This is a genomic window from Providencia sp. SP181, from assembly GCF_050446505.1.
Classification (GTDB): Bacteria; Pseudomonadota; Gammaproteobacteria; order Enterobacterales; family Enterobacteriaceae; genus Providencia; species Providencia vermicola.
Genome location: NZ_JBBPXM010000007.1, coordinates 119,164 through 133,682 on the forward strand (window position 1 = coordinate 119,164; position 14,519 = coordinate 133,682).

At 42.6% G+C, this 14,519-nt stretch carries 9 protein-coding genes and 1 pseudogene; 5 read left to right on the forward strand and 5 right to left on the reverse strand.

Annotated features, from left to right (window positions below; translation table 11 throughout):
• Positions 1-255: 255 nt before the first annotated feature.
• Both AABS66_RS13505 and AABS66_RS13510 read right to left on the reverse strand, forming a co-directional pair.
• Positions 256-1,113: an alpha/beta hydrolase gene (locus tag AABS66_RS13505; protein WP_430225032.1), complete on the reverse strand. Its 858-nt coding sequence runs from the start codon at positions 1,111-1,113 to the stop codon at positions 256-258.
• Positions 1,114-1,265: 152 nt separating this feature from the next.
• On the reverse strand, positions 1,266-3,314 hold the full coding sequence (locus AABS66_RS13510) for a TonB-dependent receptor domain-containing protein (protein ID WP_272538899.1): 2,049 nt from the start codon (positions 3,312-3,314) through the stop codon (positions 1,266-1,268).
• Positions 3,315-3,576: 262 nt separating this feature from the next.
• On the opposite strand from AABS66_RS13510, the gene AABS66_RS13515 reads away from it, so the two are divergent.
• The 5 genes and pseudogenes from AABS66_RS13515 (at position 3,577) to AABS66_RS13535 (ending at position 11,430) form a co-directional block, all read left to right on the forward strand.
• Positions 3,577-4,659, forward strand: a complete 1,083-nt coding sequence (locus AABS66_RS13515; RefSeq protein WP_430225033.1) for an efflux RND transporter periplasmic adaptor subunit — start codon at positions 3,577-3,579, stop codon at positions 4,657-4,659.
• Positions 4,656-7,742, forward strand: coding sequence for an efflux RND transporter permease subunit (locus AABS66_RS13520; RefSeq protein ID WP_430225034.1), 3,087 nt, complete (start codon positions 4,656-4,658; stop codon positions 7,740-7,742). The genes AABS66_RS13515 and AABS66_RS13520 overlap by 4 nt, the downstream gene beginning before the upstream one ends.
• A gap of 108 nt (positions 7,743-7,850) precedes the next feature.
• Positions 7,851-8,077 (forward strand): annotated as a pseudogene (locus AABS66_RS13525) (type II toxin-antitoxin system Phd/YefM family antitoxin).
• 640 nt (positions 8,078-8,717) lie between these two features.
• Positions 8,718-9,890, forward strand: a complete 1,173-nt coding sequence (gene emrA, locus AABS66_RS13530) for a multidrug efflux MFS transporter periplasmic adaptor subunit EmrA (RefSeq protein ID WP_375083841.1) — start codon at positions 8,718-8,720, stop codon at positions 9,888-9,890.
• Positions 9,891-9,906: 16 nt separating this feature from the next.
• A complete protein-coding gene (locus AABS66_RS13535; protein WP_206085107.1) occupies positions 9,907-11,430 on the forward strand; it encodes a DHA2 family efflux MFS transporter permease subunit in 1,524 nt (507 codons plus the stop codon).
• A 44-nt stretch (positions 11,431-11,474) separates the two neighbouring features.
• Here AABS66_RS13535 and paaY read toward each other — a convergent pair whose 3' ends face one another.
• The 3 genes from paaY to paaK form a co-directional block, all read right to left on the reverse strand.
• The gene (paaY, locus tag AABS66_RS13540; protein ID WP_430225035.1) at positions 11,475-12,068 is read right to left on the reverse strand and encodes a phenylacetic acid degradation protein PaaY; all 594 of its coding nucleotides are present in this window, start codon (positions 12,066-12,068) and stop codon (positions 11,475-11,477) included.
• A gap of 21 nt (positions 12,069-12,089) precedes the next feature.
• The gene (gene paaX, locus AABS66_RS13545) at positions 12,090-13,028 is read right to left on the reverse strand and encodes a phenylacetic acid degradation operon negative regulatory protein PaaX (protein WP_430225036.1); all 939 of its coding nucleotides are present in this window, start codon (positions 13,026-13,028) and stop codon (positions 12,090-12,092) included.
• Positions 13,029-13,178: 150 nt separating this feature from the next.
• Positions 13,179-14,489, reverse strand: coding sequence for a phenylacetate--CoA ligase PaaK (gene paaK / locus AABS66_RS13550; RefSeq protein WP_206085099.1), 1,311 nt, complete (start codon positions 14,487-14,489; stop codon positions 13,179-13,181).
• Between the last annotated feature and the right edge of the window lie 30 nt (positions 14,490-14,519).

The following is a 14,519-nucleotide window of genomic DNA, read 5'->3' on the forward strand; positions in this document are numbered from 1 at the left end:
GGGGTGTTTATCTTTGCCACGGATTTTCACCACTAAAAGGTCAAAAAACAATCCCAAAAATGGATGAATGTGTAAGTCGAGATTTGTGCTCAATACTGTGTTTAAAGGCTGCCCTACGGGTTCGATTAAAGCTCGTTTCACTCATTTGATGCTACGTTGAGAGGCCCTTGCCTAATTGACTAGGCGGCGACCCTCTCGCCTTGCCTAAAATGGCTTTAATTCAAATGAAAATTGACCATCAAAGATAAATAACCCCTAGTGCGTGGCAACCGCCAACGCTTTATTGATGGCATCGGGGATCACGCTTCCGTGGCTTTTACCCTCAAATAAAGTGAATTCACATACTCGCTGATGGGTTTGAATTTCAGTGCACACTTGGCGGGGACTGATCCAACTTTTGCGGTTTTGGTAGTTTTGGACTTGTTCTGCCGTTAACTTGGACAAATCAGGGGTCTCTTCTAAGCCACCCAAAGTGACAAAAATAGGTGCTGTGGCTTGTTTTTCAGTGAGTTTCGTTAGTTGCACCATTTCACCTTTCCCCCACCACAATGACGGACTTGCTGAAACATAGTACTGAAAATCATCGGGTTTTTGTTGATAAGCCATTAAGGTGAATAACCCACCAAATGAATGGCCGAATAAGGTTTGTTTTTGCTTATCAATAGGAAATTGTTGTTCAGCCCAAGGGCGCAATGTTTGGCTTATAAACTGGTACAGCGCAGGCGAACCGCCACCATGGCTAAAATCTTCCCCAGATACAGGTGGAGTATAGTCATAGGTGCGTAAAGCCTTTGGAAAGGCCTCATCAACGGGGTAACCGATGCCGATAATAATGGGTAGTGAGTCTTTATTGAGTGTTTCCACGGCACGGTTGACGACTTTTGGATATAACCCATTTCCATCAAGCATATACAGTACAGGGCGCTTGGCCGTGACGTTATACGGCACGGCACTGTAGATGCGTAGTGCTCGGTCGCCATAAGCCATATCCGTCTGTTTAATATCGTAAAATTGTGCGACGTTATCATCCAAAGGCGGAATACTTTGGCTAGGGCGAGCAATGGCATTACTGGCGATACAGAGCAATAAGCTAGCGGTGAATAATTTGTTCATATACTCGTCATCCTTCAAGCTGCATGGTTGTTGACTACGCTCGGCTACCCGAATCACATACTTTTGTATGCTCATCGGGATATCTTCTCTTGTCGCCTACATGCAACTTGAATGATTTAGAGTATCGAATAGGTAGCCTACAAAAATTAAAATTAGAAACTGACGTTAATGTTCGCCCAATAACGGCGTCCATCTTCCACATCCCAGTTTCCATCTACTTTATCAATTTTAGGGCCTTTTTCATTACCAATATTGAGCACCGCAAAGTTCAACTTGGTATTTTTTAATACTTGATAAGTTGCGCCCACATCCATGGTGGTATAGCCGCTACGGTAACGAGGAACTTTTGAACCGTTGCGCTGTGCTGCCCATACTTGTTCACCAGTATATTGTGCACGCGTATACAAATTGAGATCTTCGTTAAACTGCCAATCTAATTTCGCATTAGCCATATGTTTTGGTGTTTTATCCAATGGATAGCCTTTAAGTGAAATACCATTACCGAGTTTTTCATCATCACTTTTACGCTCTGAATCAGTGTAGGTGTAGTTGGCGCTGAATTTCCAGTCTTTAGCAATTGGAATACCTGTTGCGATTTCAACTCCTTTAACATTTGCCTTACCGACATTGTCATAAGTATAGAGATTTAGGTTTGAAAGCGGGTCTGGATTGCCAGTGTTATAGCTGGTTAACTTGTTTTTAAAGTCAGTATTAAATAGGGTCAGGCTGGCATCAAAGCCCGACTCATGGTTATAGGCAATGCTGATTTCTTCACTAACACTTTTTTCAGGTTTCAGGTCTGGATTACCATAAATAATCCCATTTCCACCTTCTGTAGAAGTGCCATAACCTTTACTGACCTCACGTAGTGTTGGCGCACGGAATGCAGATGACACGCCACCTTTAATGGTGATTTCGTCAGTTAGATAATAAACCGCGTAACCGCGAGGGTTCCAGTGGTTACCGTAAGTTTCATGGTGATCTAAACGTAATCCACCCGTTAGAATGAGGTCATCAGTTGCAGTAAATTCGTTTTCAACGAATAAAGCAGATTGGTCGACACTCATGCTGCTATTTTCAAATTTTCCTTTTGAAACCAATGAGCTGTCTTTGAGTTTTGAGTATTGGTATTGACCACCGACTGTTAAGATGTTGTCAGGTAAGAACGCAACAACTTTACCATCTACCACTGTATTAGTAATTTCAGGTACACGGTCTTCATAGCGGTATTCAGTCAGCTTAGTGATGGCATCTTTAATTTCTGTTTTGGTTTTTTTCTTCGTACTTTCTTGATAGACACTTAACTCTGTATTAAACGAATCCCATTCACCTTTATAAGTCAGCGCGGCGTGGTTTCGGTTATTGTAGAGTTCGGTTTTTTTATTATATTGTTTTGATTGTCCGCGCATTTCATATTCAGCAAGGGATTTGCCCGGGGTTTCTTCTCTTTCTTGCAGTGTTCTACCTGCTTCTAAAAGGAAGGTTTGGTTTTCAGTTGGTGTAAAACTTAGCTTAGCGGTGAGACTTTTGTTGTCTTTTTTGTAGTGTCCATCTGTAATTTTATCTTCCTGACGATAATCACCACCACCGTATAACTGCAAGCCTAATTTATCTTTAACGAGTGGGCCTGACAGATAGAAGTTACCGTCGGTGGAATTACCGCTATCACTGTTTTCTTGGATAATCGTGCCTGTTGTTACGCTACCGTGCCATTCATTAGTTACCTTCTTGGTGATGATATTGATAACACCACCCATTGCATCGGAACCATACAGGGAAGACATTGGTCCACGGATCACTTCAATGCGCTCAATGGCTTCGACGGGCGGCATAAAGCCCGCTTCAAAACCACCGCTGCCATTTGGGCGTGATTCACGGCTATTTTGGCGACGGCCATCAACCAGTATTAAGGTGTATTCACCGGGTAAGCCACGGATATTAATATCTTGTTTATTGGCTGAACCCACAATGCTGACACCTTCTACGTCTTTAACCGCATCAGCAAGGTCGCGCACAGGTTTGTTTTGTAACTGTTCGGCGGTGATCACCGTAATACTGGCAGGGGCATCGCGTAATTGTTGTGAATAACCTGATGCGGTGACGATAAGTTTGTCTGAATCTTCTGCTGCTGTCGTACTAAATGAAGCCAAAGCCGCGCAAATACCTGCGGCGACAAGTGTGTAGTGATGTTGCTTAGTCATAGTAATCCCTAGCAAATGTAAATGAGAATGATAATTATATTGTTTGCGAATAGTATCACTAAAACATATCGGAAATAAATAATTGGCTAGCTAATTTATGGTCGATATTTGATCTCAGTTAATAATTTTCCCGTATGGCAAAAATGCACTTGATGATTTTTGCCAAGCTTAACGAAAAATTAAGGTTTAACTTTGGTTTATGGAGTTTAGGGTTAAGCGAAATTACAGTAGCGCGAGCGTCTACTCGGGAATTTTATGACTTATGAAACACATTTTTTTAGCCATTTCATTATTTTTCATCTGCTTGAATATGCAGGCAGAGGAAATTCGCCTAAGCGTCACAAACCCAAAAAATGTGATGGCGGTTGATGTCGTCAGCATTCCTGGCAAATTTGTGGCAAAAAACGAAATTTCGATTGGTTCTCCATTGCAACAGCAAATGGTTACCGCAGTGTTTGTGGAAGAAGGGGAATGGGTTGAAAAAGGGCAATTGCTCGCGACGTTGGAATCACCGATCCAAAGTGCAGGGGTTAATCAATTAAAAGCAGAAATTGATAAAGCTGCGGCATACATTAAACAACAAGAAGCACTCAGCGCTCAATCTCAACAAGAGCTGCAACGCTTATCACCGCTGGCAAAAACAGGGGTGATTTCGGCGAATGAATTTGGCAAAGCCAAATCAGAAGCAGCCGCACAGAGCGAATTGTTAACAGCAAGCCGTGCAGAGCTGCGCCAACTCAAAGCCCAGTTAATGCGTGAACAAAGCCAAGAAGACAAATCGAAAATTATTGCCCCTGTTTCGGGGGTGATCAGTGAACGTCACGCCATGAATGGTACGCTGTCAGATAACAGCTTGTTATTTAAGTTGATTGAAAATAATGAATTAGAGTTTGAAGCGCAAGCTCACCCTTCCGAGCTTTCTCGCATTGTGGGCAGTAATCCCGTGGTGATTAACCTTGATGAAAACCAATCAGCATTGGGGAGATTACGTTATTTGTCGCCAAAAATAGATGCATTAACCCAACTTGGAAAAATCCGTGTGGCGCTTACAGAGCCGACTAAACACGTGCGTCTAGGTGAAACGGGCACCATGGTGTACAGAAATTCACCCCGTGAACAGCTATCGCTACCTTATAGTGCCATTCGTACAGAACCCAATGGCGAACGTTATATTTTTACTGTGACAGACGGCAAAGTGGCGAAACAAAAAATACAAATTGGCAAAATTCAGCAAGGGCGAGTGGAAGTGTTAACACCATTAGCGCCGAGTTTAGATGTTGTGGCTTATGCACAAGCTTTTTTATCAGATGATGACATTATTGTGCCTGTAAAGGATAGCCAATGAAATTACAGCTATCTTCTTGGGGCATTACTCGGCCGATTCCGACAATAGTGATGTTTTTGGCATTAACTATCGCAGGGTTATTCTCCTTTAATCAATTACCTGTAACTGCCAACCCTGTGGTGACGTTTCCGATTGTCACTGTCACCGTAACACAAGATGGTTCTTCGCCAACAGAGCTGGAAAATGCAGTAACAAAGCGGGTTGAGCGCGCAGTATCTGGAATACCTGGTATTCGCCATATTACCTCTTCCATTAGTGAAGGTGCATCGACCACGACTATCGAATTCGATCTTAGTGTCGATGCCCACGTGGCTACCAATGATGTGCGCGAAAAGATGGGGCAAATCCGTGGTGAGCTACCGCAAACGATAGATGAACCGCTGATTAACCGCATCGATGTTGAAGGGGGCGCGATTCTACGTTACGCCGTTTCGTCTGAAACTGAATCTCTCGCGGATTTATCTTGGTTTGTGGATGACACTGTGAGTAAGCAATTGATCACGGTTCCGGGGGTGCAAAAAGTCAGTCGCTTAGGGGATACCGAACGCGTGATCCGCATTGAACCCGATGCGAACAAATTAGCTGCGATGCAAATCTCCATAGCCAGTATTAATGAATTACTGAAAAATAATCACCAGAACTCAGCGGGTGGTAACTCAAAATATAACTCGTTGCAGCATACCATCCGCGTATTAGGTGAAAAATCGACCGCGGATGAGATTAAAAACATCATGTTACCCGTTGATAACCAGCAATCGGTACGGTTAGGCGAAATTGCCAATATTTATGATGGCCATAAGAATGTGAAATCTATTTCGCAGTTCAATGGTCAGGACGTGGTGGGTTTTGCGGTTTATCGTGCCAAAGGCTCCAGTGATACCAAGGTGGAGCAAGGCGTCGCTGAAGCGGTCGAAAAATTACAAAAAGCGAATCCAGATATTGATATTCGCCTGATTTCCTCAACGGTTAAATATACAGAATCGAGCTTCTTTTTAACCATTCAGACCTTATTAGAAGGGGCGTTTCTTACCGTCATTATCGTCTTTTTCTTTTTGAAAAGCTGGCGTGCAACGTTGGTGGCGGCAGTGGCATTGCCGTTATCGATATTGCCGACCTTCTTTGTATTAGCTCTGTTTGATTACAGCTTGAACAGTATTACGTTGCTGGCTTTGACATTGGTTATTGGGATATTGGTAGATGATGCCATTGTTGAAATTGAAAATATCCAAAAATATATCGAACGTGGCGAACGCCCCTATTTAGCGGCACTAAAAGCATCTGATGCCATCGGTTTTGCAATTGTGGCAATCACATTAACCATTGTGGCGGTGTTCTTGCCTGTCAGTTTTATTGGGGGGTTTGTTGGGCAATATTTTGTGCCATTTGGTGTGACAGTTTCAGCGGCTGTGCTCTCTTCATTGTTAGTGGCTAGATTGGTGACGCCGTTAATGGCGGCTTATGTGCTGCTACCGCAAAAAGGCGCACACGACGGCGTAAAAATTCCAAATTGGATAGCGCGTTATACGCGGTTTTTATTACTCACGTTAAAACACCGAAAATTAGCATCTGCATTGGCGGGGGGCTTTTTAATTGGTTCAGTCGCAGTGACTAGCTTGTTACCTGTCGGTTTTATGCCAGATGGTGATATCAGTATCAGCCAAATCAATATTGAGCTGCCACCAGGTACGCCGGTTGAGCAAACGCAGCAAAAAATGAATGAAATAACAAAACAGTTAAAAGATAGACCTGAAATTATTTCAACTTATACAGTGGCAGGGATAGCGGACGACTCAGAAGGGGTTGCTCAACACAAAGGCGAAATGATCCTCACTTTGGTTGAACCAAGTGAACGTGAATTATCACAAAAGCAATTTGAGCTTGAAATAGGGAAGTGGCTAAGTGAAAAAACAGATGCACGTTATACCTTTAGCAACAGTAATGGTGGCAAAGAGTTCTCCTTAATGTTTACAGGGACGGATCCTCAAGAGCTTGAAGCATCAATGCAAAAACTGCGTGATGCCATGGCCAAAGTGGAAGGGTTGAAAAATGTTCAGGTCATGAAACTGCTATTACGTAAAGAGCTAATTGTTAAGCCCAATTTAGTGGATATTGGCCGAACGGGTGTCAATGTTGAGGAGATCGCCAATACATTACGTATTGCGACCATGGGGGAGGCTAACTCACGTAGTGCCAAATTTAATTTACCCGATAGGCAATTGGCGGTGCAGGTTATTTTACCTGAGCATCAACAAAATAATATTGATGTACTGAATAATTTATATGTGAATAGCACAGGGGAGCAAGCTGTACCGTTAAAATCGGTCGCTAAAATCGACTCCAGTGATGGGCCTTCACAAATCGAGCGGATTAATCGACAAAGACAAATGTCGATAGAAGCCAATTTAGAAGGGCTAACACTTGGTGAGGCATTGGAAATTGTGGCGCAACTCCCTGAATACCAACAATTACCCCACAGCGTTTCACAAGTGGAATATGGCGATATGGAATATATGATTGATATGTTCGAGCGCTTTGGTACCACAATGGTATTTAGTATTTTGTTGGTCTTTGCCATCTTAATTGTGTTGTTTAAGGACTTTATGCAGCCAATCACCATACTTGTCGCGCTACCGTTTTCTATTGGCGGTGCCATCATCGCCCTTGTTTTATATGGTGCGATGATCGATTTACCTGTGATTATCGGTATTTTGATGCTGATGGGGATTGTGACCAAAAACTCGATTTTGCTGGTGGAGTTTATTCTGGAAAAGCAGCGCTCGGGAATGCCAAAAGAAGCAGCAATCATAGAGGCAGGTCAGGAGCGTATTCGACCAATTATCATGACGACATTTGCTATGATTGCAGGGATGATCCCCTTGGTATTAACCAGCGGTGCGGATGCAGGGTTTAGGGCACCAATGGCGATTGCGGTGATTGGTGGCTTATTGAGTTCGACAATTTTGAGTCTGTTATTTGTGCCGGTAATTTACAGTTTGATGGATGATTTAAAACATAAATTATTACCGCAACTGGCAAAACTCACCTCCGTGACGCAAGAAGACCGCAATATTAAACAGTGGTAAATAAAAGCCGGCCAATGTGCTGGTTATTGCTTTAAACATTGCGATTGCTGGAAAATTGCCGCTGGCCTATATTTAGTTCTTGAGTGTCGTATTGATTAGGAGTAGACCATGAAAATAGAGGCTATTAGCTATATTAAAAAGCATGCTGCAGGGCTTGAATTATCAGAGCCTATTTTAGTAACTCAAAATGGCATTCCTGCATATGTCATTGAATCTTATGAAGATAGAAAAAAAGGGATGAGGCAATTGCATTACTTAAATTACTTTCTATTTCAGAAAAAGATAGTAAAGAAGATAAATTATATTCACGTAGCCAATTATTGGATAGGCTCTAAACGACCATGATTGGATGATAGTTAATTTTAAGTATACAGAAACGTTTATTAGCTCGTTAAAGGAATTAGGTATCGGGAGAAAACAGGCTAATTTACTCCTTGATAAATACGAGAAACATTTACCCCCATTTCCAGAGTGTTGTTCAATACCTGAATATCTTCAAGATATTGGTGTCTCAAGGTATAGAGGATACTTATCACCAGAAAACTATACAATCCTCTATACGTATGAAATAGCCGAAAATACGATGATATCCCATGCCATCATTCATCAACGTCAAGATATGATGAGATTATTATTTAATCGAATGATAGAGCGCTAAATATTTTAGTCATATTTAAAATGCATCAAAAAAAGAAGGGTTATTATCGAACTAATGTATTCAATATATTTAATTGATATTGATTTTATGCAAATTGAATGAAAGTTATCTAATTATGACTAATTTCATTTAAATTAATCATAAAATGAATCTATTATAATCAGTTGTTATTTTTTTATTTATTTGATATTTATCAATGAATTATTTATTTTTTATGGTGATTGTTTTATTTGTAAAATATTAGCCCTTGCTTTATTGTATTTACTTCCTGAATATAGGGGGAGGATTAATATTGATTTTAGACCCTGAGAGTTATTATGAGTCAATCAACCCATTCAGAAACAAATAATCAAAAAACGAAAAATGAAAAACGCCGAACAATATGGATGACCATTGCGACAATAATTATTCTTTTATTATTTGTAGCCTATGGTGTGTATTGGTTTTTAGTTTTGCGTTTTCAAGAATATACCGACGATGCTTATGTCTCGGGTTTGCAAATCCCCATTATTGCGCAAACAACAGGCAATGTTACCCAAGTCAATTTTGAAAATACTGATTTGGTGAAAGCGGGGGATGTTCTGGTGGTGTTGGATAAAACCAACGCTCAACTGGCATTCGAACAAGCTAAGCACGATTTAGCGACCACGGTACGCAAAACCAAAGAGCTCTATATCAACGGTGATGAGTATCAGGCGCAAATACAGAAAAACCGTATCTCACTTGCGCAAGCTCAGAAAGATTACCAACGCCGTGCTGCACTTGGGCGCAGCGGAACAATTTCAAAAGAAGATTTGCAACATTCCCAAGAAGCAGTGCAACTCGCACAAGCGGCATTGGATATTTCCATTCAGCAATACAACGCAAACCGCGCGTTATTGCGCAATACCTCATTAAGAAAACAGCCTGCCATTCAGCAAGCCGCTGATAGTGTGCGCAGTGCGTGGATCAATTTACAACGTACTGAAATTAAAAGCCCAATGACAGGCTACGTTTCGCGCCGAAATGTGCAAGTGGGTTCCCAAGTCAGCCCACAAAGCTCTTTAATGGCGATTGTGCCTGTTCAACCTGTTTGGGTGGATGCTAACTTCAAAGAAACCCAGCTGGAAAAAGTACGCATTGGGCAGCCTGTTACCATTAACAGTGATTTTTATGGTGATGACATCGTGTATAACGGCACAGTAGTTGGCTTAGATATGGGAACAGGAAGCGCATTTTCATTATTGCCCGCGCAAAATGCGACGGGGAACTGGATCAAAGTGGTTCAACGCTTGCCTGTAAGGGTAGAGCTTGACCCTGAGCAGGTGGCAAAACACCCATTGCGTATTGGCTTATCAATGAATGTCACCATTGATATTAAAGACCAAAATGGCCCTGTGTTAGCCGAAGTTCAGCGTACAACGCCCGCGTTTGAAAGTGATGTGTTAGTGCTAAAATTGGCAGATGTCGACCACATTATCGATAGCATTATCAGTGATAATGCGGACTAGCTCGTAAGGAGTGATTGTGGCAGATATCCAACCCCTAAAAGGTGCGAAGCTAGTTTGGGCTACCATTGCATTATCTCTTGCGACTTTTATGCAAGTGCTCGACTCCACCATCGCAAACGTCGCTATCCCGACAATTGCGGGTAACCTTGGTGTTTCCGTCTCGCAAGGGACATGGGTGATTACCTCGTTTGGGGTGTCGAACGCCATTTCGATTGCTATTTCGGGGTATCTTGCTAAGCGTTTTGGTGAAATTCGCGTTTTCTTATGGGCGACGGCACTTTTTACTTTATTTTCATTACTTTGTGGCTTCTCGGATAGCCTTGGAATGTTGATTTTATATCGCGTTTTACAAGGTGCTGTTGCAGGGCCTGTTATTCCTTTATCCCAAAGTTTGATTATGCGGTGTTACCCACCGAAAATGCAGAATATGGCATTGGCTTTTTGGTCGATGACCATCATTTTAGCACCTGTATTTGGCCCCATTTTTGGTGGTTATATTAGTGATAACTTCCATTGGGGTTGGATATTCTTTATGAACGTACCTCTCGGCATTTTCGTCATTATTGTGGGTTCGATTATCCTTAAAGGAATGGAATCGACGGTGGTCAAAGTGCCGTTCAATGTCATTGGCCTGGCGTTATTATCCGTGGGGGTTGGTTGTTTACAAGTACTACTGGATAAAGGGAAAGAGCTGGGGTGGTTAGCTTCAAATGAGATTGTGGTTTTAGCCGTTGTTTCTGCTATCGCTTTAGTGTTCCTCGTGATTTGGGAACTAACGGATAAAAACCCGATTGTCGAGCTGTCTTTGTTTAAATCGCGCAATTTTACTATTGGCACTATTTCGGTCAGTTTGGCCTATATGGCGTATTTTGGTGCGATAGTGTTATTACCTCAATTGCTGCAAGAGGTGTATGGTTATACCGCAACGTGGGCGGGGCTTGCACTTGCGCCGATTGGCTTGTTACCTGTTTTATTTTCAGCGCCAGTGGCAAAATTATCCGACTTTTTGGATATCCGCTGGATAGTGACCTTTAGTTTTGTTTTTTATGCCATTTGTTTCTTCTGGCGAGCGTATACCTTTGAGCCGAGCATGGGGTTCTCCGCGGTAGTTTGGCCGCAACTGGTGCAGGGCATGGCGGTTGCGTGTTTCTTTATGCCATTGACAACATTGACCTTATCGGGACTTCCCCCTGAAAAACTAGCATCGGCTTCCAGTTTGGCAAACTTTTTCCGAACGCTCGCTGGCTCAATTGGTACATCAATCACGACCACGATGTGGAGCGACCGTGAGTCTGTGCATCATAGCCAACTCACTGAGTTTATTACGGATTATAATCCTGAATCTTTAGCAATGTACCAAGGCATGGCTGCTCATGGCTTAAGCACAGAGCAAACTTCAGGTTTTATTGCACAGCAAATTACTAGCCAAGGGTTAATCATCGCGGCGAATGAAATTTTCTGGCTATGTGGTTGGGTATTTATTGTGCTGATCATTACCGTTTGGTTTGCTAAACCGCCATTTGGTAATAATGCGAAGTAATAGTGAATGATTGGGAAGCGCTGTTGTGGGGCTTCCCAATCATTTTATAGCTGAGATTTTGGGATAATATTATCAAACTGAAGTACAGGGCGGTTGGCCTCTATTTCGGTTAATGGCTCAATTTCTTTTAATGTATTTAAACAGCGAGTAACGAGGTTCTGGTAGTCTTTGGTACCGTTACTTTTCCACTCAATTTCCTTTTCTGATAGTGTTCGTAACACTTTTGCTGGGGTACCCACGATTAGGCTATTTTGTGCAAATATGGCCTCCGCTTTAACAAATGCACATGCGCCAACAATCGAATTTTCCCCAATCACCGCACCATCCATAATCACGCTATTCATCCCAACTAAAGCATTACGTTTGATATGGCAGCCATGCAAGATAGCCCCGTGTCCGATATGCCCATCTTCTTCAATAATGGTGTCGAACTGTGGGAACCCATGCATCACGCAATTATCTTGCACGTTAGCCCCATCTTTAATAATTAACCGCCCAAAATCGCCCCGTAAGCTGGCATTAGGGCCAATATAAACATTTTTACCAATTACGACATCACCAATAACGACCGCAGTGGGGTGGACAAAACAATCTGGACTAACAACAGGCGTGATACCATCGATTTGATAAAAAGGCATAAGGGCTCCTTAACGGTTAATTTAGGCGGCGATTTCCCGCAGTACCCCACCAAAACGCCGATAATAGGCACTGGAAGGTTGAGGAAGCTCACCCACTGTCGTTTCGCTATTTTCTGAAACATATTGCGTTGCAGCTTGGTCGATACGTTGATAAATATTGGTGCACAAATGACGCGCAATATGCCCTTCCCATTGAGGCGGTAAAAGTTCGTCAGGCAATAGCGGGTCTTTGAGCGTGACGCGACGATAAAAGTGAATTAAAAGCAGCCGTAACTGAAAACAATGCTCAAGGCTGATGTGTGTTCCTGCATTATCCTTGAGTAACAAGGCCAATGGCCTGAATAAGGAAATAAATTGGTGATAATGCTCTGAAATATCTTGCAAAGACCATGCCTGAGACACGAGGTCTTTCAGGTTTTTTTCTGAGCGGCTATAGGGGTAGTCTGCATGAAAATAAATGGCTTGCTCAGTCGCATTGAGCTCATTTAATAACGCTGGTACATCACTTTGTGCACAACTTGGTGCTGCCATTAAGGATGTATTAAACTGCCCGAATCCTAGCCAGCTAAGCTCTTTTTTTAATCGAACTTTTTCTTCTTTATCTGCCGCTTCTAATAACAATAAGTCCCACTTTCCATCCCAATCAGGTTGCTCTGCGAGGTAAATTTTTTGCTCTGCCCGCCGAAACCGACTTTGCCCACGGGCTGAGATTCGGTAGTAGCTGCGTCGGCCAATTTTTTCGACATCTAACCACCCCTCTTTTTGTAAGCGGAAAACAGAGGTACGCACAAAGCGGTCAGTAAACCCCATGGGTTCTAATAATTTAGTTAGGCTACCTAACCAAACCTCGCCTCCTCGGTGATGTAGTGCATCACCGTATAAGGAACTAATGAGCGACGTACCACTAATGGGCTGACTGGCGATAGCATGTTGAATAAATTGGTCGAGCTTGGTATTCATTTATGTTTCATCCATAAATTTTTTGTATCAGAATTCTTCCTGAATAGTAGACATAAAAGTGAATATTGTCTCGTATCGTTTTTTATTAAAGCGTGTTGCATTAGGATGGCATATTAGGTAACCCATTCTTAATATGCCTTAATTCGTTGATTAAATTGCAATTCGGGTATCAATGACCCGCTCGGCTTTACCTTGTGAACGTGGAATATCACCACAATTCACGATACTGATCCGCGTGCTGATCCCAACCATGGATTTGATACGGTGTTTTAAATGATGGCAGATATTACAGCGCTCATCGTAAGTGAGTTGCTCTGGGTGTTTGAGCTCAACGCGGACTGATAAGTTATCCATATTGCCTTGGCGACCGATTTCGAGCTGATAGTGCGGTGAGAGTTCTTTGAACTGCATAATTTGTTCTTCAATTTGAGAAGGGAACACATTTACGCCGCGAATGATCATCATGTCATCAGAACGACCCGTGATTTTGCCAATTCGACGCATGTTGCGATTGACGCCCTTCATTAGGTGGGTTAAATCCCGCGTGCGATAACGAATTACAGGCATTGCCTCTTTTGTCAGAGTAGTAAACACTAACTCACCATGTTCACCATCCCCTAATGTTTTGAGGGTTTCGGGGGAAATAATTTCAGGGTAAAAGTGGTCTTCCCAGATAGTTGGGCCGCTAGAACCTGAGTCAGCACACTCCATAGCAACACCAGGCCCCATCACCTCTGATAATCCGTAGATATCCAATGCTTTGATACCAAGGCGAGTTTCGATTTCAGTGCGTAGAGATTCTGTCCAAGGCTCAGCACCGAATACGCCTAATCTAAGTGAGCACTTACTAGCATCACCACCCATGATTTTCTCAAGTTCATCAATAATACTTAGGCAATAGGATGGCGTCACCATAATGACATCAGGCTTAAAATCGGCAATTAATTGTGCTTGTTTTTCTGTTTGCCCACCTGACATTGGAATAACGGCGGCACCAAGGCGCTCAGCACCGTAATGCGCCCCTAAGCCACCTGTAAACAAGCCATAACCATAAGCTACATGGACTTTATCGCCACGTACTGTCCCCGCAGAGCGTAAACTGCGTGCAATCAAATCCGCCCAATTATCAATATCACGTTGTGTGTAGCCGACAACGGTTGGACGCCCAGTGGTACCTGAAGAGGCATGAATACGAATGATTTGATCCATAGGGACGGCGAAGGTACTGAATGGGTAGTTTTCCCGTAAATCCTGCTTAGTGGTATAGGGGAATTTTTCGATATCACTTAATTGTTTAAAATCATCAGGGTGTACACCCGCGTCATCAAACTTTTTACGGTACATTGGTACATTTTCATAGGCGTGAGTGAGTGTCCACTTCATTCGAGAATACTGTAATGACTCGATTTCATCACGTGAGGCAAATTCAATTGGGTCGATGCTATTTTGTATCATGCTCATAATTGCCATTCCTCATAATTATTATGTTAA

What these genes read in the sequence shown, in the direction of transcription:
- AABS66_RS13505 (WP_430225032.1), bottom strand. Translation starts at nt 1,113, where the DNA reads ATGAACAAATTATTCACCGCTAGCTTATTGCTCTGTATCGCCAGTAAT.
- AABS66_RS13510 (WP_272538899.1), bottom strand. Translation starts at nt 3,314, where the DNA reads ATGACTAAGCAACATCACTACACACTTGTCGCCGCAGGTATTTGCGCG.
- AABS66_RS13515 (WP_430225033.1), top strand. Translation starts at nt 3,577, where the DNA reads ATGAAACACATTTTTTTAGCCATTTCATTATTTTTCATCTGCTTGAAT.
- AABS66_RS13520 (WP_430225034.1), top strand. Translation starts at nt 4,656, where the DNA reads ATGAAATTACAGCTATCTTCTTGGGGCATTACTCGGCCGATTCCGACA.
- emrA (WP_375083841.1), top strand. Translation starts at nt 8,718, where the DNA reads ATGAGTCAATCAACCCATTCAGAAACAAATAATCAAAAAACGAAAAAT.
- paaY (WP_430225035.1), bottom strand. Translation starts at nt 12,068, where the DNA reads ATGCCTTTTTATCAAATCGATGGTATCACGCCTGTTGTTAGTCCAGAT.
- paaX (WP_430225036.1), bottom strand. Translation starts at nt 13,028, where the DNA reads ATGAATACCAAGCTCGACCAATTTATTCAACATGCTATCGCCAGTCAG.
- paaK (WP_206085099.1), bottom strand. Translation starts at nt 14,489, where the DNA reads ATGAGCATGATACAAAATAGCATCGACCCAATTGAATTTGCCTCACGT.